Raw genomic sequence first — 20,919 nt, 5'->3', positions numbered from 1 at the left:
GTCAAGTCCGCGTCAGGAGCACTAGGCGGACTCGTTCAAGAACGCGGAAGGTAGCCATATCGAAAAGCACTGGTTTGTTGAAACACCAGAGCAATGATGGACTGACCCGTCTTCCTCTTGTTTTGGTGGTGGCAGGAGTAACGCTTGCGGTCACTGTGGACGCGTTGAACAGCACAGTGTACGGGATGGCCCGTCCTCAGTTCATGGAAGACTTGTCAGCCACTCAGGATACTACGAATTGGCTGAATACCGCCTTTGTGGCGGCAAAGCTTACCCTTCTTCCAGCCAGTGCTTGGGCCATCAACCGGGCCGGTGCCGGATCCATCCTTTGGCTAGCATTGGTCGGCACGATCATGACGTCTCTGCTTTGTGCGGTTTCTCCCGGATTTCCAAGCCTTGTGACCTCTCGAGTTTTGCAAGGCGCTGCAAGCGCAGGCCTGCTTGTCGCTGCCCAGACAATTCTGTTCCAGCTTTTTCCAAAAGACCGACAGGGGCTGATCCAGGCTGTCTTTGCATTTGGAGTGGTTGTTGCTCCGGCGTCCGCCGCACCAGTCCTGCATGGTGAACTCATCGCCGTCGGTTCCTGGAGGTGGATATTTGCTCTCAGTGCCGGTATTGCGCTCGCCGCATTATTCATTCTGCTTGCAGTACGTCGCCACCTTCCTTTGCATAAGTGCGAAGAACTGGACTTTGATTGGGTCTGCCTTGGCATGTTTGCCATTGCTATGACCGCCACCGCTTACACGTTATCAGAGGGTGCGCGCTGGAACTGGTTCGACAGCGCCCGCATACAATTTTGGAGTGCGGTCGCGCTTCTTGGGCTGATTGGTGTCATTGCGCGATTGAGGATGCAGTCACGGCAAGCAATGTTCAAAACTGACGTGTTCGGCAATTCGGATTTTGTCTTCGGCTTTGTGGTCAGCTTCATCGCTGGCTTTGCTCTGTTCGGCAGCGCATTTCTCATTCAAGCCTTTGCTCTGAATGTTCTGTTCTTACCGTCGGAATTGACCGGGCGGCTGCTTCTTCCGTCCAGTTTGGCCATTGGATTGGCCTTGCTGACAGCCGGATGGCTCATCTCGGTACAAGGTGCCAATCCTATGGTCTTTACGCCCATCGGTGTGCTTCTGGTGATGACATCCATGTGGATGCTTTCTGGATCGGGTTCGCAAAGCGGATCACATGATATGTGGGTTGCGTTGTTGCTTCGAGGGTTTGGGTTGGGGTTTCTGTTTTTGAGCCTGACTCTGATCGCACTGAGCGGATTGCCAAGGCCGTTGATCTCTGCCGGGACGGGTCTGTTTAGTTTGGGGCGTCAATTGGGCGGGTTGATCGGCGTTGCCTGCCTGAGCACATTCATACAGCGCATGAACACTCTGAATTCCCAGGTTTTGGGCAGCAATCTCAACCTATCCAATCAGGCGTTACACCAAAGAACCGACCTCTTGTCTCAGGCATTGGTGGGGCGGGGGCTTGATCCCGGCACCGTTGATGCCGCGGCATCAACTGCCATCCAAAACTCGCTCAAGCTGCAAGTCGCACATCTGACGTTCAACGATGCATTTCTCTCGTTGGTTTGGCTTTTCGTGGCCGTTTTTCCGGCTCTAATGCTCTTCAAGATTGCTCAAAAGAAAATCGCGTCTCCCTAGATACTGCTTTGAGGGCTGTTCCAGTCACAGTTAGTGGCTTTCTCAATCTGCGATTAAGAATTCAGAAATACCTGTTCATGCTGATCCACCCAGTTGCCAAAGGGGGAACCGCCAGTTGGCACGTGTGGCAAAGTTGACCGTCCCCAATTTGAGTGGCCCAATCTGACTGTGGATGCGTGACCGGGCTGCAATGCTTCGGTACGATGACTGCTGCGGGTTTCCGAACTTTACTGTTTGGGATGTGAGATGGCTGTAGGGGGCAGCAACAGTGATCCATCTCACATCTCTGGATCACGTTTTCCGCATGTGACCAAACGTCAATTGGCGGCTTTGCAAAAATAGTTTAACGCTAAACCAAATCCGAGCACCTAAGGGGATTCTATGTCCGATACACCGAACTTGCGCGACGCGGCACTTGCCTACCATGAATTCCCAAAACCCGGAAAACTCGAAATACGCGCAACCAAGCCGATGGCAAACGGTCGCGATCTGGCCCGCGCCTATTCTCCCGGCGTGGCCGAAGCCTGTCTCGAGATCAAAGAAGACGCAGCAAACGCCGCCCGCTACACCGCACGCGGCAACCTCGTGGCGGTCGTGTCGAATGGTTCTGCGGTACTGGGCCTCGGCAATATCGGGGCGCTGGCGTCCAAACCGGTGATGGAAGGCAAGGCGGTCCTGTTCAAGAAATTCGCCTCCATCGACTGCTTCGATATCGAAGTAAATGAAAGCGACCCCGAAAAGCTGGCTGACATCGTCTGCGCACTGGAACCCACCTTCGGTGCCATCAACCTCGAAGACATCAGGGCCCCGGAATGCTTTGTCGTGGAAAAGCTCTGCCGCGAGCGGATGAATATCCCCGTCTTTCACGACGACCAGCACGGCACAGCCATCGTTGTGGGCGCAGCCGCCAAGAACGCGCTGCATGTGGCGGGCAAGAGCTTCGACGATATCAAGATCGTCAGCACCGGCGGCGGTGCTGCGGGCATTGCCTGCCTCAACATGCTGCTAAAACTGGGTGTCAAACGCGAAAACATCTGGCTCTGCGATATCCACGGCCTCGTCTACGAAGGCCGGACCGAGGATATGAACCCGGCCAAAGCCGCCTTTGCTCAGAAAAGTGACAAGCGCACGCTTGATGACGTGATCGACGACGCGGACCTGTTCCTCGGCCTCTCAGGCCCTGGGGTCCTGAAACCCGAACATGTGAAAAAGATGGCCACGCAACCCATCATCTTCGCTCTTGCCAACCCAACCCCTGAAATTCTGCCCGACGATGCCCGCAGCGTGGCCCCCGATGCGATCATTGCCACGGGCCGCAGCGATTTTCCCAACCAGGTCAATAACGTCCTGTGCTTCCCCTTCATCTTCCGCGGCGCACTCGACGTGGGCGCCACAACGATCAATGACGAGATGCAGCTTGCATGCATCGACGGCATTGCGGCCCTCGCCCGCGCCACCACCAGCGCCGAGGCGGCCGCAGCCTACCAGGGCGAACAGCTCAATTTCGGCGCAGACTACCTGATACCGAAGCCTTTCGATCCACGCCTCGTGGGCATCGTCAGCTCCGCCGTGGCGAAGGCCGCAATGGACACGGGCGTTGCCACCCGTCCCATCGAAGATATGGACGCCTACAAATCCAATCTCGACGGGTCGGTCTTCAAATCCGCTCTTCTCATGCGCCCCGTGTTCGAGGCGGCGCGTATCACTTCCCGCCGTATCGTCTTTGCCGAGGGGGAAGAGGAACGCGTTCTGCGCGCAGCCCAGGCGATGGTCGAGGAAACCACCGAGCGGCCCATCCTGATTGGACGTCCCGAAGTGATCGAAGCACGGATTGCCCGCGCGGGCCTCACGATCAAGATTGGTGATACGGTCGACCTCGTGAACCCCGAGAACGACCCACGCTACCGCGACTATTGGGGCACCTATCACGAACTGATGTGCCGGCGCGGTGTCACACCCGATCTCGCCCGCGCCATCATGCGCACAAACTCGACCGCGATCGGGGCCGTCATGGTTCATCGGGAAGAGGCCGACAGCCTGATCTGCGGCACGTTTGGCGAATTCCGCTGGCATCTCAACTATGTGCAACAGGTTTTGGGGCGCGACTCCTATCATCCCGTGGGCGCGCTCAGCATGATGATCCTCGAAGACGGGCCGCTTTTCGTGGCCGATACGCAGGTGCACCTGCATCCCAACCCGGACGAGATCGCCGAGATTGCCATTGGGGCGGCCCGCCACGTGCGCCGCTTCGGCATCGAACCGAAAATCGCTTTCTGTTCTCAAAGCCAGTTCGGCAACCAGGGCGAAGGGTCCGGCGGGCGTCTGCGCGAAGCGATCCGGATGCTGGACGCGCAAAACCACAATTTCTGCTACGAGGGCGAGATGAACATCGACACGGCCCTTGATCCCGAGTTGAGGCAGCGCCTGTTCCCGGGCAGCCGGTTGGAAGGGGCCGCAAACGTGCTCGTCTTCGCCCACGCTGACGCCGCTTCGGGTGTGCGCAACATCCTCAAGATGAAAGGGGGCGGGTTGGAAGTTGGCCCGATCCTGATGGGAATGGGCAACCGCGCCCATATCGTATCCCCATCCATCACGGCGCGTGGATTGCTGAACATGTCAGCCGTGGCGGGCACGCCGGTGGCGCACTACGGCTAAAGATTAGCCAATCCAGCCTGAAAAATCGGCACAACCCCCAGGTGTATTTCGGCATCTCGCACCCTATCTGTATCCGAGTGGATAGGCTGGGGTGATCATCATGCGCGCAATTCTTGTGCTGGCTCTGTTGACGGTTGCGGGTTGCGCCGAGGTCGTCAGCGAAACCCGCGGCACCTACAGCGAGTTCGGTCGCACCTATCCATCCATCACGCGGGTCTACCAAAACGATGATGGCAGCACCTATTCCCGCACCACGATCATCTCGGGCGCTGAACGCGTGACCTGTATCACCGGCGACAGGCTGGATTGTCGCGCCGCGCTTTTCGACAAGGTCAATCGGGTACGAGACTGACACCACGGTTTCCAATGCCGCCCTTTGCCAATGAGGATTGCCTGATGCGACTTGGACTAACCGCCCTGATGCTTCTTTCGGTCTCCGCCTGCACCGAGATCACCGCCGAACGCGAGGGCACATTCGAATACCGTGGCGACAGCCTCCGCGCCGTAACGCGCGACTATTCAGCCAATGGCAGGACGTTTACCAAGCGTGTGATCTATGACGGCCCCCGACGCGTCAGCTGTTCAGCGACCGACGATCTGGATTGCCGGGCTGCCATTTCCTACGAACGTTTGGACAGCAACGACTGATATTTCAGCCTGTCCACGTGATATTCTGCCACAGTTGGCGCTCTCAGCCCTTGCCCCCGACAGTTGTCGCCGCGTAACCCTGCTTGCGACTATGACGGAGGAGTATGGGCCATGGGCTATCGGGCGGAGTATGACAGTTGGAAAGCGGACCCCGAGGGGTGGTGGATGCAGGCGGCGCAAGCCATCGACTGGGTCAAGGCCCCAACCAAGGCACTGAGCCAGCGTGGCGAAAACCTCTATGACTGGTTTGCAGACGCTGAGGTGAACACCTGCTGGAACGCCGTGGACCGGCATGTCGAAGCTGGTCGTGGCGACCAGGTGGCCATCATCTATGACAGCCCGATCACCGGGGCTAAGTCCAAGACGACCTATGCCGAGTTGCAGAAACAGGTCGCGTCTCTCGCGGGCGCCCTTGCAGCCAAGGGCGTCACCGTTGGAGATCGCGTGATCATTTACATGCCGATGGTGACCGAAGCGCTGGTGGCCATGCTGGCCTGCGCACGTATCGGCGCCGTTCATTCGGTTGTGTTTGGTGGCTTTGCCGCCCATGAACTGGCCGTGCGCATCAACGATTGCACACCCAAGGCGATCATCGCCGCGTCCTGCGGTCTCGAACCGGGCCGGATCGTCGAGTACAAACCGCTGCTCGACGGTGCGATCAAAGAGGCGGACCATGCGCCGGACTTCTGCGTCATCCTGCAACGCGAGCAAAGACCTTGCGACCTTGGCCCCCGCGATGTTGACTGGCATGCGGTGCAAGAGGGGGTTGAACCCGCGCCTTGCACACCCGTTGCCGGGACCCATCCCGCCTATATCCTCTACACCTCCGGCACCACTGGCGCGCCCAAGGGCGTGGTGCGGGCCACGGCGGGCCATCTCGTGGCGCTGAACTGGACGATGAAGAACATCTACCAGATGAACCCGGGCGAGGTGTTCTGGGCCGCCTCCGACGTGGGCTGGGTCGTCGGTCACTCCTACATTTGCTACGCACCACTGATCCACGGCAACACCACCATCGTGTTCGAGGGCAAGCCGGTCGGCACGCCCGACGCGGGCACCTTCTGGCGCGTGATCGAAGAACATGACGTCAAATCCTTCTTCACGGCCCCCACCGCCATCCGCGCCGTGAAGCGCGAGGATCCCAAGGGTGAGTACCGCGCGAAATACAACCTTAGCGGCCTGCGCGCGCTCTATCTGGCGGGCGAACGGGCCGATCCCGACACCATCGAATGGGCCCAGGACCTGTTGGACGTGCCAGTCTACGACCACTGGTGGCAGACCGAAACGGGCTACACGATTGCGGGCAACCCCGCCGGGCTTGAGGCGCTTCCAGTCAAGGTCGGCTCACCCACCGTCGCCATGCCCGGCTACTATGTGCAGATCCTGGACGACGCGGGTCACCCCGTCGCGCCCGGCGAACTTGGCGCCATTGCGGTCAAACTGCCTCTGCCCCCCGGCACTCTGCCGACGCTTTGGAATGCAGAGGATCGGTTCATCAATTCCTATCTCCACACGTTCCCCGGTTACTACGAAACCGGCGATGCGGGCATGATGGACGAAGACGGCTACCTCTACATCATGGCGCGCACCGATGATGTCATCAACGTTGCAGGCCACCGCCTGTCCACCGGCGCGATGGAGGAGGTGCTGGCCGGCCACCCGGACGTGGCTGAATGCGCGGTTATCGGAGTTTCGGACCAGCTCAAGGGGCAAAGCCCCGTGGGCCTTCTGTGTCTGACAACAGGTGTAAACCGCCCGCACGGCGATATCGTCACCGAATGCGTCAAACGCGTCCGTGACCAGATCGGCCCGGTGGCTGCCTTCAAACAGGCAGTGGTCGTGGATCGCTTGCCCAAGACCCGCTCCGGGAAAATCCTGCGTGGCACAGTGGTCAAGATCGCGGACAATCAGGACTTCAAGATGCCCGCAACCATCGACGACCCGGTCATCCTGGACGAGATCAAGGACGCACTGCAAACCATCGGCTACGCCAAGGGGTGAAGGGCGGGGCGGAGGACGCCTCCGCCTTACGACATATCGCCAAAGGCATGGATTGGGGCGCTGACACCGCGCAACTCCAAGTGTCCCAGATCGGACAACCCGGTCTGGCCCGCCGCCACCTCGTCCGTGACCATGATCGCTTGCTCATGGCGCTTGCCCGCATCGCACAGGCGCGCGGCCACATTGGCGGCAAGGCCGATCACGGTGAAATCCAATCGCGTGCTTGATCCGATATTCCCATATGTGACCCGACCAAAGGCGATCCCGATGGCGCAAGACGTCAACGCCGTCACCTCATCTTCGGTCACCTTCGCAACAACCTCCCGCGCAGCCTCAAGGGCCGACGCACAAGCCGCCGCCGCATCCTCGCCTGCGGGGAAGACCGCCAGCACAGCGTCGCCAATGAACTTCAACACCTCGCCGCCATGTGCGTCCACGATGGTCGATGTGATGTCCAGAAACGCGTTCAGCAGCGCAATGTATTCATCCCGCGGCAGCTCCTGCTCCAACCGGGTTGAACCGCGCAGGTCACAGAACATGATCGCCGCATCAATCTCGTCCCCATCGCCGCGCCGGATTTCGCCGCCCAGCACCCGCGCACCCGACCGCTTGCCCACATAGGTTTCCAGCAAAGCCTGTGCATTCTCGCGCTGCATGAACACCTCGTAATAGCGGCTGATGACGGTCGCACATTCAAAGACCAGCCCAAGGTTCTCGGTCGTGAACCCGTCTGGGTGGTCCGAGGTCAGCGTCAGCACATTCGCCCGCCCATCTGAAAAAGGCAGCGGCATGGCCACATAGTCCGTCGCCCCTTCGGCCCGCAGATCGTCCATGATCGGAAAGCGAGACGCTTCGTCTGTATCACCCAAGCGCTGCCGCACGCCGCCCAACCCCTTGGACACATGCTGCAACGGGCTGTTCACAAAGCCTGGAAACTGGTGGATGTCGTAAGACGGGGCAAAGGTCTGCACGTCGTCTGTATCCACACGCCAGATATAGTTCTTGCCCGCAATCATCGGATGCAACGACCAAATCAGAACGGCAAGGCGAGATACGGCAATCCCGTTCTCGCGCATCTTGGTGGCCACGGCGCGTGTAAAGGCTTCGGGGTCGGGCAGCGTACCCGCCTCGCGCATCAGCCAATCCACTAGCGGCCCAGTAATGTTGCCGTCGCGCTCGGTCTGCAACTGGTTCTCGCCCAAGTCGATGTGTGTCGCGGCATTGGGCATGAACCCGACAAAACCTTGAATGCCCTTGCTCTCGGGCAGGGCGGACACATAGCTCCACACACCGTTCGGGATCGTTTCACCGTCCAGCAAAACATCATGATAGCTCGCCGTGCCCTTGAACGGGCAGAAGGTCTGCAAGTCGGTCTTGGGGCCAAGGTTGACCAGGATATCCTCGCGCGGGACGTAGATGGCCGTGGGTAGACGAGTTTCATACATCGCGCGGGCACGTGTGGTGTCAGCCAGCAGCACATCATTGTGCCAGATGCGCACGGGGTGCGTCAGTGGCTCAACATCAATGGAATAGCCTGTGGATGGCGGCAGATCATCAAGGCTCATGGCAGTACCCCTCGCGTGACACCAAAATGGACCCGCGATGGGGACTTGCCAAGTCTCGGCGTTGAAACTCTTTCCGCACCACCTGAGGGGGCAGAGGTCAGAAAATGAAGTTGTCGGGGTTCAGATCGGACAGCACGGTGTTCACCAAGATGATCGAACTGCCTACACCCGTATCAATCAGGACGTCTGCACCGACTTGGGTTGCGGCACCGTTTGTGTCGCTATCCAGCTCCAGATCACTCAAGTCCGAAATTGCACTCACGCCTGACAGGTCGATCCGCTCAAACCGATTGGCTGCGGTGAAGTCAGCAATCGTGTCATTGCCATGCCCGTCGGCGAACACAAACGTGTCGGCATTGAACCGACCAAAGAGCAGGTCATCGCCCGCGCCCCCGGTGATGGTGTCAAAGCCCGCACCCGCATTGATCGTGTCGTTGCCTGTGCCGCCATCAATCACGTCGTTGCCGGATCCGCCAAAGAAGCGGTCATTGCCCTCACCACCGTTTAGCGTGTCATTGCCAGCCTCGCCAAACAGCCCGTCATTGCCGGCGCCACCAAAGGCAAGATCGTCATCCGCCCCGCCGAACAAGCGATCCAGCCCATCGCCGCCCAGCAGTGTGTCCATGCCGGCACGGCCATAAAGATTATCCGCCTGCGCCCCGCCATCCAGACTGTCGTTGCCCTCGCCGCCATCAAGAAGGTCGAACCCACCTTCGCCAAAGATAGTGTCGTCACCCGCCTCGCCAAACAGGCCATCTATCGACGTGCCGTCGTTGGTTCCGCCCCGGATCAAGTCGTTGCCATCGCCGCCAAAGGCGCGGTCCGCGTTCTCTCCCGCCAACAGTGTGTCATCACCCACGCCACCAAAAAGCTGGTCAAAGCCTTGACCACCAACAAGGCGATCATCACCCACGTCGCCATAGAGTGAATCAGCGCCGTCTGCCCCAATCAGCGTGTCGTTACCATCATCGCCATGCACGGTGTCGAAACCGGCTCCTCCATTGGCCAAATCATCGCCCGCTCCCCCAAAAATCAAGTCCGCGGCTGCATCCAAAAAGCCACCCGCTAACGTATCATCGCCATCTCCGCCGTGCAGAGTGTCCTGACCTTCGTTCCCATCAAGAAAGTCGTTTTGTTCCTCTCCCCACAAAACATCTCCGCCCAAACCACCACGCAAAGTATCGTTACCAACTCCGCCAAACAAATGGTCAAAACCTTGTCCGCCGCTAAGCTCGTCGTTTCCTTCCTCTCCGAAAAGCGAGTCAGCGTTGTTTTCCCCATTCATTCGGTCGTTCCCAAGGCCGCCGTACAGCGTGTCAAAGCCTTCACCTCCGGAAACTCCGTCTCGGCCTTCTCCACCATAGACCAGATCATTGCCATTTCCGGCGTTGATGAAGTCGTTGTCCTCACCACCCCAAATCGTGTCGCTGCCTTCACCGCCAAACAGATGGTCTAAACCCGCGTCCCCAAAAATAAGATCATCACCGCTACCGCCCTGAATCTCATCATCGTTGCTGCCGCCATGCAACTCGTCGTCACCAGCCAACCCGAACAGACTATCCTCTCCTTCGGCACCAAAGATATGATCGTTCAATGTGGATCCGGTGTAGCGCGTGACCGAAAGGCCACCCAAAACAGTCTCAAATCCCGAGATATCCAATCGAATACCTCTATAGGTAACGAAACCTTCAAGCAGGTTCACTTCGCCAAAGCCCGCATTGAATGCGGCGAGGTTTAGCGTGTCCGTGCCGGCACCACCGTTCAGCGCAAGTTCGAAACCTGATGTGACCGGCGAGAATAGAAACGTGTCATCACCGTCACCACCATCTATGCCCGTTGCGAAACGAAGGAAGCCCCCGGTCAGAATTTCATCATTGCCGCTGCCGAATTCCACGGTGCCGACAGCACCTCCCAGAAACTGTTCAAACGCTGTATTGGATGCTTCGACTCCATCAAGGCGATCCAGTAAGATGTCAGTAAATCTGGCACCGGACCCACTGGTATTGCTGAGGATGGCGATTTCGCCGCGATTGGCGGATGCAAATGTGATCGTGTCAATCGTTCCAACCAGAAGCCCGGTTTCTGAAACCGACAGGTTTTCGCCAGTGACGGTTATGGTTGGGTCCACATTAAAGTACCCGTCGTTGGCAGGGTCCAAAATCCGTGTGTAAATCACGCCTTCATCGGTCACGAGAAAGCGGTAATCCGGTGCGGGGTCAACAACACCACCCGGAACAAAGGTTTCTGCAAACAAGAGGAGGTCTTGCGGGTTGGAAAATGAAATTGTGGACACTGGTAAGGACCCCCAGCAGGCATCTGACGCTAAACAACGACACATTACAAACTGCCAAAAAGTGCACAACCTATTATTGAGCGCTGGAGGCGGAAAACTACTTTACCTTTTGGGTCAAAGAAGGCCGTGACACTTTCAGCCTTTCTGTCCACCTTCACAAATACATTTGATTGGATTCAGCTCATTGTCACCAATGCCAAAAACCGCGGCCTCTTGGCCGCCAGCATGTTAATTTTTCGTGGAGATTAGGTAAACATGCCGGGCGCATTGGCAACAATCTGATCTCATTGGCAAATCTAAGATCGGTTGAAAAATAGTAAGCTCACCGAACAGGTTGTCCCCGCGGGGACAAACCCACAGGGACATGAGTTAAACTCAGAGATCGCCCGCAATCTTGCGCAATTCGAACTTCTGAATCTTCCCGGTCGATGTCTTGGGCAGCTCCTGAAACACAACCCGCTTCGGCGCCTTAAAACCAGCCAAAGTCTCCCGCGAAAACGCGACCAGATCTGCCTCGCTCGGGTTCGTACCGGGCTTCAACTCAACAAAGGCACAAGGCACCTCACCCCACTTGTCATCCGGTTTCGCCACCACAGCGGCAAGGTTCACGTCCGGGTGACCCATCAGCACACCCTCCACCTCGACAGAACTGATGTTCTCGCCGCCTGAGATGATGATGTCCTTGGCGCGGTCCGCGATCTGGATGTAGCCATCCGGGTGCTGGATCGCGATGTCGCCCGAATGGAAATATCCGCCCTCGAACGCCTCTGCTGTCGCATCCGGGTTCTTCAGATACCCTTTCATGACCGAGTTGCCCCGGATCATGATTTCACCCTGCGCGGCCCCATCCATCGGCACCTGCGCCATATCGGCGTCCATGACCGTGATATGCTCCATCATGGGAAAGGCCACGCCCTGCCGCGCCTTGATCGCCGCCGTATCCTCGGCCCCGTCCCAATCGCTTTGCCACAGACACTCGGTCACGTGACCATAGGTTTCGGTCAGCCCGTATACCTGCGTGACGTTGAACCCCAACGCTTCGATCTTGGCGAGTGTCGCCGGGGCAGGGGGCGCACCGGCAGTAAAGACCTCGACCACGTGATCAAAGGTCCTCCGGTCTTCGTCCAGCGCGTTCACGATCATGTTCAACACGATGGGGGCGCCGCCGAAGTGGGTCACGCCTTCGTAGTGGATTGCGTTGTAGATGGCCGTGGCCGTCACATCGCGGCAGCACACCAAGGTGCCACCCAGCATGGGCATCATCCACGTGTGGTTCCAGCCGTTGCAGTGAAACAGGGGCACGATGGCCATGAACACCGGATGCAGAACCATGCGCCATGACACGACGGTGCCCATCGTCATCAGGTATGCCCCCCGGTGATGATAGACGACACCCTTGGGCCGTCCGGTTGTGCCAGACGTATAGTTGAGGGCAAGGCTCTCCCATTCATCCTCTGGCATGATCCAGTCAAAGGCAGGATCTCCCGTCGCAAGCAAATCCTCATAGGTCTGATGCCGTCCCGATGCGGGGAACCCGGCATGGGGGTCCGGGCATTCGATCAGCACCGGCGCCGGGCCGTCCATCTGCTGTGATGCAGCCTCCGCCAGCTCCAGGAACTGGGAATCCACCAGCACGACCTTCGCACCTCCATGATCAAAGATATAGGCAACCGTATCCACATCGAGGCGGGTGTTGATGGTGTTCAAAACGGCACTGCAGGCAGGCACGCCGAAATGCGCCTCGGCTTGCGCGGGCAGGTTGGGGATCAGGGTCGCTACCACATCGCCCGGGGCCACGCCCTTGGCGGCAAGGGCGGACGCAAGGCGTGTGCATCTCTCGTAGTATTGCGCATAGGTCACGCGATGTGATCCGTAGATCACCGCCACCCGGTCGGCAAAGACCGATGCCGCCCGCCGCAGATGCGACAGCGGCGTCAGGGGCACATAGTTCGCAGCCGTCTTGCCGAGGCCTGTTTCATCTGCCATCCAACCCATATCGGTCCTCCCCGTATCGTCTTGCGCAGCGATGTTGCGTCGTTATGGCGAGGGGCGCAAGCAATGGATAGCCTTATGACGACCTCTCAGACCCACCGCCCGACAGCCGCTGCGCTGAACATGGTGGGGGCGATGTGCGTGATCGGCGCCATCGACATCTACGTCGCCGTGATCGCCCAGACGATTTCGGTGTGGCAGTTCCTGATCATGCGTCTGCTGCTTGCAGCCCCCATCGTATTCGCCCTGTCAGCCTTGGGCTTCGGGACCTTACGCCCCCGCAGGTTCGGGGCGGTGGCGTTTCGGTCCACGCTGATTGCGATCGGCATGTTCTGTTATTTCGGTGCGCTGGCGTTCATGCCCATCGCCATGGCGCTTGCCGGGCTTTTTACCTCGCCCATCTTCGTGCTGCTGCTTACGGCCTTTGTCCTGCGCCAGCGGATAGGTCCATGGCGGATCATTGCCGTGGCTGTTGGGTTCGCGGGTATCCTCGTGGTTCTTGGCCCATCCGGAGGCAGCCTGGGGTGGGTGGCCGTGTTACCTGTGCTGGGTGGAATCCTCTATGCCTCCGGTGTCGTTGCGACGCGGGCGCTGTGCGACGGGGAAAGCACACTGACATTGCTTCTGGGGATTTTCGTCGCGCAGGGTGCACTCGGGACGATTGTTCTCGGCGCCATCACAGTGATCGACCTGCCGGTCGGGGCGGGTGGTATGGCCTTTCTGACCCGCGGTTGGATCTGGCCGATTGGCGAGGCGTGGCCCTATCTGTTGATGCAGGTGTTTGGGTCCGTGGTGGGCGTGGGACTGTTGAACCGCGCTTATCAGATTGGAGAAGCCAGCCATGTCGCGATTTTCGAATACTCCGTCATGATCTTTGGCCCTTTTTTCGGCTGGATGTTGCTTGGGCAACCGGTCACTTGGCTACAAGGCGCTGGTATTGCTCTGATCATACTGGCTGGTGTCATCATTGCGATGCGTAGCCGGGAAAGTGCGGCTAGGCTTCCTTCATGATCCTGAGTACCGGCCGTAAATACATCTTTGTCCACGCGCCCAAGACCGGAGGCACGGCCATGGCGCTGGCGCTCGAAGCGCGCGCGATGAAGGATGACATTATGCTGGGTGATACCCCCAAGGCGTTGAAGCGGCGGCACAGGGTGCAGGACAAACAAACTCGCGGGCGTCTCTGGAAGCATTCGACACTCGCGGACATTGACGGGTTGGTGCCCAGCCTCGACGGCCTTTTCGCCTTTACCCTTGTTCGCAATCCCTGGGACCGAATGGTCAGTTATTATCACTGGTTGCGGGAGCAGAGTTTTGACCACCCGGCCGTCGCGCTTGCCGGTCAGATGCCGTTTGGCGATTTCGCCTGCGCGGCGCAAACGCGGTCTTCCATGAAGGCCAGCCCTGCGCGGCACTACATGACCGATGCTGCCGGACGCGAGCGCTGCGATCTTTACATACGGCTTGAGCATTTTGATTTGGATGCCGATCCCCTTTGGGACCACTTGGGGTTCCGTCAGCAACTGCCGGCACGCATCAATGCGTCGGACCGGGTTGCAGATTACCGTGGCTACTACTCGGACGCTGCACGAGAAGCCGTCTCCGAGGCTTGCGCCGAGGATATCGACAGATTCGGATATGCCTTCGAATAATCCCTGATTTACTCGCATGTGCTGAAAACTGTCCTCAATTTGCAAACAAAGAGGCATTAGCGGGATCACTGGAGCCGTCTGGGGCGACAGTGCCTTATTCCCGCCCAGATTGCGGCCCGTCTTGGCCTTGGGAATCACTGCAACTGCTGATGTCAAAACAAACCGGCGCGCTGCCAGCGCCGCACCATGGGGATGGAAACGATGTTTGGATGGGCAAAGGGGCAAGCGCCACGCAGAATGCCGGAAGCTACAGCGGCATGGGATGGTGGTGTCATGACCACACGTGGGCTTTTGGCCGGAACGCGGGTTGCGACGTCGATGGGGTGGCGCGCTGCGGATGCACTGGCCGCGGGCGATCTGGTTTTGACATTTGATGCAGGCTTGCAACCCTTGGTCGAGGTGAGGCGGGACATTTTTTGGACAGCTGATGCTTCTGTTCCTTCGGCGTATCATTCCGTCTTTGTCCCTGCGGGGGCATTGGGCAACAGTGCGGATCTTGAGCTGTTGCCTGACCAAGGCGTTCTGGTGGAAAGCGATGCGGCCTGCGATGCCTTTGGTGATCCATTCGCCGTACTGGCGGCCAAGTCATTGGAAGGGTATCGGGGCATTCGCCGCGTCACGCCGCGCACACAGATCGAGATTGTCACGCTGGTCTTTGCCCAGGAGCAGGTTGTCTATGCCGAAGGGGGTGCGCTTGTTCATTGTCCACGGCACATGGTGCACCTTGACGACCTGTGCGCCGCGGAGCCGGGTTACGATGTAATCCCGGCCCGCGACGCCGTGTTCCTCGTCGAATGCATGAAGGTTGAGGATGCACGCTACGGCGTTGTCATCTGATACTTCGGCGATTTCAGGTGCCGGGAAGGGCCCGGTAACCTTTGACAATCATTGTCAGGCCCACACCCGTCAGCCCGGTCCCGGTCAGCATATGTGGATTGAGCCAGCGTGAGGTCGCCCGGTTCACCGTGTGCATTGTCAGCAAGGCGTACCCGATGATCGATAAGGCATCGAGCACCAGAAAGATCGCCCCGTAGATCAGGGTTTGCACCAGCACGCTGTGATCGGCCGAGATGAAGGCCGGAAACAGCGCCACGAAAAACACGATCGCTTTGGGGTTCGAGACGCAGGCAAAGAAGCCGGCCCAGAACGTCACCTTGTTGGCCGCCGTTGCCCGGAGCGTGGTGCCGTTACGCATGGCCGCAAAGGATTGCAGCCCCATCCAGACGATGAAGACCCCACCGGCAATTTGCAGAGGCGGCAGGATCACGTCAGACAGGGCGAGCAGCGTGGCCAGTGAACTGGCCGCAACCGCGATGTGAACGATTGTCCCCAAGCCATCCCCGGCGACCGTGATGAACAGACCACGGCGCCCATGTTTCAGCCCCTGCGCCGTCGCAAAGGCGACGGAGGGGCCGGGGGCCGCAACGAACAGCAAAGTTGTCGTGATGAAGGCGATGAGCAGGGCCGGGTCCATCATGTGTCCTCCTCGGGAGTGTCGCGCCCGCGCGCGTATTGGGTCATACCGGGGAAGGCGGGCAGCCAAGGCTCCCGGCGGATGGTCCAGAGTTCGTAAGTTGGGGTGAATTGTCCGGGTTCGTCAAGTGAACCCAGGTGAACTTCAACCTCCCCATCGCTGATGGCAAAGACGGAGGAGCCGCAGGTGGCGCAGGTGTGTCGCCCGGCATGACCCCGCGTTTCCCCCGTGATTTCAACGGCTTCCCGCGGAAAAATGGCGGCGGCAAAGAACAAGGCACCATGGTGCTTGCGGCAGTCCAGGCAATGACAGATGCCCACCCGATCGGCCTGCCCCTTCGCCACAAGGCGCAGTGCACCGCAGACGCACCCTGCTGTGAAATGCTCCACCTTACGGCTCCTGTTGTTACGTGGATGCAGTATGCCCATCCGGCCAGCAACGTCTACTGTCTCAGGTGGCGTGATCCGGAAGACAGTTTTGCGATGTGTCTAATTCTGACTTGGACACTTCGAGTATGACACTGTCTGTTCGTTGGGGGCCGATCAAGGCTGTTGGACGCCTTGATAGGGTGCCTCAAAGCAAAAGGGGCCGCGCAGAACGCAGCCCCTTGAAAATCTTCCATTGGACGCTGATCAGGCTGCCGCGGCTTCCTTGGGCTCAAAGCGGCCATAGAAGCTCTGGTTCTTCTCGGCCATCTCGCGCAGCAATGCGGGGCACTTGAACCGCTCGCCATACTTGGCTTCCAGCTGGTCGCAGCGTTCAGCAGCGTAAGGCGCGCCGATGATGTCGAGCCAGCTCAGCGGACCGCCGGACCATGGGGCAAAGCCCCAGCCGAGGATCGCGCCCACGTCGCCTTCGCGGATGTCCATCAGCACGCCTTCTTCCAGTGCGCGGACGGCCTCAAGCACTTGGGAGAACAGCAGGCGGTGCTGGACCTCGCCCAGTTCGGGTTGGTCGTCCATCAGCGGGTACTTGTCGTGCACGCCGCGCCAGATGCCCTGGCGTTTACCCTTCTCATCGTAGTCGTAGAAGCCCGCATTCGCCTTGCGACCCATGCGCCCCAGCTCTTCCATCCAGAAGATCAGGTCGTCGGACGGGCTGTCGGGATAGGCGTCGCCCATGGCAGCCTTGGTCGCGCGGGCGATTTTCGCGCCCAGATCAATGGCCGTCTCATCCGTCAATTGCAGCGGACCCAGCGGCATGCCAACCATCTTGGCGGCGTTTTCGATCAGCGCAGGCTCGACCCCTTCGGTGACCATCCGCGTCCCCTCGTTGATGTAGGGGATGATGCAGCGGTTGGCGTAGAAGAAACGCGCGTCGTTGACCACGATGGGTGTCTTGCGGATCTGGCGCACGTAGTCGAGCGCCTTGGCCACGGCCCGGTCGCCTGTGTTGGCGCCTTTGATGATCTCGACCAGCAGCATCTTCTCGACGGGTGAGAAGAAGTGGATGCCGATGAACTGCTCCTGGTTCTTGCTGGCCTTCGCCAGTTCGGAGATCGGCAGGGTCGAAGTGTTGGAGGCAAAGATGCAGTCGTCGGGTATGATCGCCTCGACCTTTTGCGTGATCTCGGCCTTGACTTTGGGGTCCTCGAACACGGCTTCGATGATCAGGTCACAGCCTTTGAGTTGCTCAAGGTCGGGCGTGGCGGTGATGCGGGACAAGAGCGCTTCGCCTTTTTCCTGCGTAGTCTTGCCGCGCTTGATGCCGCCCGCGACATACTTCTCGGAGTAGTTCTTGCCCCGATCCGCGCTTTCCTGGTCGCGGTCGATCAGGACCACTTCGATACCGGCTTGAGCCGAAACGAGGGCAATGCCCGCGCCCATGAGGCCCGCACCCAGCACACCGAGTTTCTTGACCCGTTGGTCTTCGATGCCTTGGGGCCGTACAGCGCCTTTTTCCAGTGCTTCCTTGTTGAGGAAGAGCGAGCGGATCATGGCGCCCGACGAGGGGTTCAGCAGCACATTGGTGAACCAGCGCGCTTCGATCTTCAGCGCGGTGTCGAAGGGCACAAGCGCGCCTTCATAGACGGCGCTGAGCAGGGCCTTGGCGGCGGGGTAGACCCCTTGGGTCTTGCCGTTCACCATGGCGGCGGCCCCCACAAAGGTCATAAAGCCTGCGGGGTGATAGGGTGCACCGCCGGGCATTTTATAGCCCTTCTGGTCCCACGGCTTCACAAGGTCCGCATCCTTAGCGTTCAGCACCCACTCACGCGCGGCGGCGACGGGGTCATCCACGACCTCGTCCACCAGCTTGCCCTTGGCCTTGGCGGGGGAGACCATCTTGCCTTCCAGCAGGAAGGGTGAGGCTTCCATCGCGCCCAGCTTGCGCGCTAGGCGCGTTGTGCCACCCGCGCCGGGGAAGATGCCGACGAGGATTTCGGGCAGGCCAACCTTGGCCTTGGGGTTGTCTGCGATGAAGGTGCGGTGCGTGGCCAGCGGCAGTTCCAGCCCGATGCCAGCCGCGGTGCCAGGTAGGGCTGCCGCAATCGGCTTGCCGCCCTTGTTGGTCTTGGGGTCCATGCCTGCACGCTCGATCTTGCGCAGAAGGCCGTGCATTTTCATGGTGCCTTCGAACAGGCCCTTGGCGGGGTTGTCGCCCGCTTCTTCCTTCATCTTGGCGAGCAGGTTCAGGTCCATGCCGCCGGCGAAGGTGTCCTTGCCGGAGGTGATCACGACACCTTTGACGGCCTCGTCGGCCAGCACGTCGTCAATCATGTCATTGAGCAGTTCCAGCCCCTCAAAGGACATGACGTTCATGGTCTTGCCGGGCACGTCCCATGTGATGGTGGCGATGCCTTCGCCGTCTTTGGTCAGTGTAAAGTCAGCCATATTCGTGTTCTCCCCTTACACGCGTTCGATGATTGTGGCGGCACCCATGCCGGAGGCGACGCAGAGGGTGGCAAGACCGGTTTCCTTGTCGGTCCGCTCCATCTCGTCCAGCAGCGTGCCGAGGATCATGGCGCCCGTGGCGCCCAGCGGGTGACCCATGGCGATGGCACCGCCATTCACGTTTACCTTACCGTGATCGACGTCAAAGGCCTGCAGGAAGCGCAGGACGACTGCGGCGAAGGCTTCGTTCACTTCGAACAGGTCGATGTCGCCAATGTTCATACCATTGTCGCGCAGGATCTTTTCGGTCACGGGCACCGGGCCGGTCAGGTTGATGGTGGGATCAGTGCCGATCTTGGCGGTGGACTTGATGCGCGCACGAGGCTTGAGGCCCAGCTTTTCGCCCAGCTCCTTGTTGCCGATGAGCAGGGCGGCGGCGCCGTCCACGATGCCGGAGGAGTTGCCCGCGTGGTGCACGTGGTTGATGCGTTCGAGATGCGGGTATTTCATCAGCGCGACCTTGTCGAAGCCGGGCATGACCTTGCCCATTGCTTCAAAGGCGGGGTTCAGGCTGCCCAGCGACTGCATGTCGGTCTGAGGGCGCATGTATTCGTCATGGTCGAGGATCGGCAGACCGTTCTGGTCCTTGACGGTGATGACTGACTTTTCAAACCGATTGTCGTCCCACGCCTCTTTCGCGCGACGCTGGCTTTCGACTGAATACTGGTCAACGTCATCGCGGGAGAAGCCGTATTCGGTGGCGATCAGGTCCGCACCGATGCCTTGGGGGGCAAAATAGCTTTCCATGGCGATCGACGGGTCCGCAGCAATGGCTGCGCCATCGGAGCCCATGGCGACACGGCCCATCATCTCGACCCCACCAGCGATATAGCCGTCACCGGCCCCGCCGCGCACCTGGTTGGCAGCGATGTTCACGGCTTCCAGACCAGAGGCGCAGAAGCGGTTAATGGCGATGCCGGGGATCGCTTCATCCAAGTCTGAGGCCAGCACGGCGGTCCGGGCGAGGTTGCCGCCCTGTTCCATCACCTGCGTGACGTTGCCCCAGATCACATCCTCGACAACGTGGCCGTCGATGTTGTTGCGCTCTTTCAGCGCGTTTAGCGTCAGGGTCGACAGGCGCAGCGAGGTCACCTCGTGCAGCGCACCGTCCTTGCGGCCCTTGCCGCGCGGGGTGCGGATCGCGTCGTAGATATAGGCTTCGGTCATCGGATTGGTCCTCCTGCCAAATGGCGTGTCTTTGTCTTCAGATGGGGTAGACCGGATGGTCTAATCAAGGGTGACGTTGCGGCGCTTTACGTAAACTTATGCGCGGTCGGCGGGAGAGCCCGGCATAAGGTCGTATGGAGCCTTCCAGCCGGGGGTATTCGAGATGTTTGTCAACCAGCGGTCGATGTTGGGCCAGTCGGCCCGATCAAAGCCGAACGGCTCGGGGTAGTAGAGGTATCCGCAGCACGACAGATCGGCATTGGTCAGGCTGTCGCCGACAATCCAATCGCGGCCTTCGAGATGATCGTTCAGTACCGTATAGGCGGCTTTGAGGCGTCCTTGGTTAAAGGCGATAACCTCTTGCGGGCGTTTGTCTTCGGGCAGGAAGTTCATAAGGAACCGGGTCATACCGCACATGGAGCTGAGCTTGTGGTTGTCCCAGAGAACCCAGCGCAGCACTTCGTAGCTGTCTTCGCCCTTGCCACCGAACTTGCCCGTCTTGTCTGAGATATACTGCTGGATGACGCCGGACTGGCTGATCTTGTGGTCTCCATCTTGCAGCAAAGGCGCCTCGCCCATCGGGTTGAGGGCGCGATACTCGTCGGTGCGGGACGCTCCGCCAAAGAAGTCAATAAATACGGGTTCCCAATCGAGGCCAGATAATTGCAGGGCCAGGGCCGCCTTGTATGAGTTTCCGCTTTCACCAAAGCAGTGCAATTTGAGGGTCATGAGCGCGGGCCTTTCCGGTCTTGAGTATTGAGAGGGCAAGACCGGTGGGTTTCACACCCCCGGACCCCCCGTGGAGTTTACTTGGCAAGATGAAGTTGGATCAGTTCACCAAGCATTAAGGTTAACGCCTCATGCTGAGGATGCATGGCAGGCTGGAGAGCTGAGCCATGTGCAAGGTGAAGCCCCAACGTCCCGCTGTCCCAGGC

The 20,919-nt window shown here is 59.4% G+C and carries 16 protein-coding genes; 8 read left to right on the top strand and 8 right to left on the bottom strand.

From position 1 onward, the window contains the following. The first annotated feature begins 77 nt into the window (after nucleotides 1-77). The 5 genes from IE087_RS10555 (at nucleotide 78) to IE087_RS10535 (ending at nucleotide 6,950) form a co-directional block, all read left to right on the top strand. The gene (locus tag IE087_RS10555) at nucleotides 78-1,646 is read left to right on the top strand and encodes an MFS transporter (protein ID WP_189369260.1); all 1,569 of its coding nucleotides are present in this window, start codon (nucleotides 78-80) and stop codon (nucleotides 1,644-1,646) included. 381 nt (nucleotides 1,647-2,027) lie between these two features. Further along, complete coding sequence (locus IE087_RS10550; RefSeq protein ID WP_189369259.1) at nucleotides 2,028-4,301, top strand: NADP-dependent malic enzyme; 2,274 nt, start codon at nucleotides 2,028-2,030, stop codon at nucleotides 4,299-4,301. A gap of 100 nt (nucleotides 4,302-4,401) precedes the next feature. Further along, on the top strand, nucleotides 4,402-4,653 hold the full coding sequence (locus tag IE087_RS10545) for a hypothetical protein (protein ID WP_189369258.1): 252 nt from the start codon (nucleotides 4,402-4,404) through the stop codon (nucleotides 4,651-4,653). A gap of 44 nt (nucleotides 4,654-4,697) precedes the next feature. After that, nucleotides 4,698-4,949, top strand: coding sequence for a hypothetical protein (locus IE087_RS10540; RefSeq protein WP_189369257.1), 252 nt, complete (start codon nucleotides 4,698-4,700; stop codon nucleotides 4,947-4,949). A gap of 111 nt (nucleotides 4,950-5,060) precedes the next feature. Beyond that, complete coding sequence (locus IE087_RS10535; protein WP_189369256.1) at nucleotides 5,061-6,950, top strand: AMP-binding protein; 1,890 nt, start codon at nucleotides 5,061-5,063, stop codon at nucleotides 6,948-6,950. Between the two features lie 26 nt (nucleotides 6,951-6,976). On the opposite strand, the gene IE087_RS10530 is transcribed toward IE087_RS10535, so the two are convergent. The 3 genes from IE087_RS10530 to IE087_RS10520 form a co-directional block, all read right to left on the bottom strand. Further along, entirely contained in the window at nucleotides 6,977-8,515 is a 1,539-nt protein-coding gene (locus IE087_RS10530) for a DUF427 domain-containing protein (protein WP_189369255.1), read from the bottom strand. Nucleotides 8,516-8,612: 97 nt separating this feature from the next. After that, entirely contained in the window at nucleotides 8,613-10,808 is a 2,196-nt protein-coding gene (locus IE087_RS10525) for a calcium-binding protein (protein WP_189369254.1), read from the bottom strand. A gap of 375 nt (nucleotides 10,809-11,183) precedes the next feature. After that, on the bottom strand, nucleotides 11,184-12,803 hold the full coding sequence (locus IE087_RS10520) for an AMP-binding protein (RefSeq protein ID WP_189369253.1): 1,620 nt from the start codon (nucleotides 12,801-12,803) through the stop codon (nucleotides 11,184-11,186). Between the two features lie 63 nt (nucleotides 12,804-12,866). On the opposite strand from IE087_RS10520, the gene IE087_RS10515 reads away from it, so the two are divergent. From IE087_RS10515 to IE087_RS10505, 3 genes are all read left to right on the top strand, one after another. Next, entirely contained in the window at nucleotides 12,867-13,811 is a 945-nt protein-coding gene (locus IE087_RS10515) for a DMT family transporter (protein WP_229801338.1), read from the top strand. Continuing rightward, on the top strand, nucleotides 13,808-14,452 hold the full coding sequence (locus IE087_RS10510; protein WP_189369252.1) for a sulfotransferase family protein: 645 nt from the start codon (nucleotides 13,808-13,810) through the stop codon (nucleotides 14,450-14,452). Before IE087_RS10515 ends, IE087_RS10510 begins: the two co-directional genes overlap by 4 nt. Before the next feature lie 237 nt (nucleotides 14,453-14,689). After that, nucleotides 14,690-15,289, top strand: coding sequence for a Hint domain-containing protein (locus tag IE087_RS10505; RefSeq protein WP_189369251.1), 600 nt, complete (start codon nucleotides 14,690-14,692; stop codon nucleotides 15,287-15,289). 13 nt (nucleotides 15,290-15,302) lie between these two features. Here IE087_RS10505 and IE087_RS10500 read toward each other — a convergent pair whose 3' ends face one another. The 5 genes from IE087_RS10500 to IE087_RS10480 form a co-directional block, all read right to left on the bottom strand. Next, nucleotides 15,303-15,929 (bottom strand): LysE family translocator, encoded by a 627-nt coding sequence (locus tag IE087_RS10500; RefSeq protein ID WP_229801337.1) that lies wholly within the window; start codon nucleotides 15,927-15,929, stop codon nucleotides 15,303-15,305. Beyond that, nucleotides 15,926-16,315 carry a GFA family protein gene (locus tag IE087_RS10495; RefSeq protein WP_189369250.1) on the bottom strand — a complete coding sequence of 130 codons (390 nt, stop codon included), beginning with the start codon at nucleotides 16,313-16,315 and terminating at the stop codon, nucleotides 15,926-15,928. The genes IE087_RS10500 and IE087_RS10495 overlap by 4 nt, the downstream gene beginning before the upstream one ends. Nucleotides 16,316-16,558: 243 nt before the next feature. Further along, a complete protein-coding gene (locus IE087_RS10490) occupies nucleotides 16,559-18,757 on the bottom strand; it encodes a 3-hydroxyacyl-CoA dehydrogenase NAD-binding domain-containing protein (protein WP_189369249.1) in 2,199 nt (732 codons plus the stop codon). Nucleotides 18,758-18,772: 15 nt separating this feature from the next. Continuing rightward, nucleotides 18,773-19,984 carry an acetyl-CoA C-acetyltransferase gene (locus IE087_RS10485; protein ID WP_189369248.1) on the bottom strand — a complete coding sequence of 404 codons (1,212 nt, stop codon included), beginning with the start codon at nucleotides 19,982-19,984 and terminating at the stop codon, nucleotides 18,773-18,775. 96 nt (nucleotides 19,985-20,080) lie between these two features. Beyond that, nucleotides 20,081-20,713 carry a glutathione S-transferase family protein gene (locus IE087_RS10480; protein WP_189369247.1) on the bottom strand — a complete coding sequence of 211 codons (633 nt, stop codon included), beginning with the start codon at nucleotides 20,711-20,713 and terminating at the stop codon, nucleotides 20,081-20,083. Between the last annotated feature and the right edge of the window lie 206 nt (nucleotides 20,714-20,919).

Origin of the sequence: Tateyamaria omphalii (genome assembly GCF_014651375.1) — a bacterium.
Classification (GTDB): Bacteria; Pseudomonadota; Alphaproteobacteria; order Rhodobacterales; family Rhodobacteraceae; genus Tateyamaria; species Tateyamaria omphalii.
This window is presented reverse-complemented; position numbering and strand designations above follow the sequence as displayed.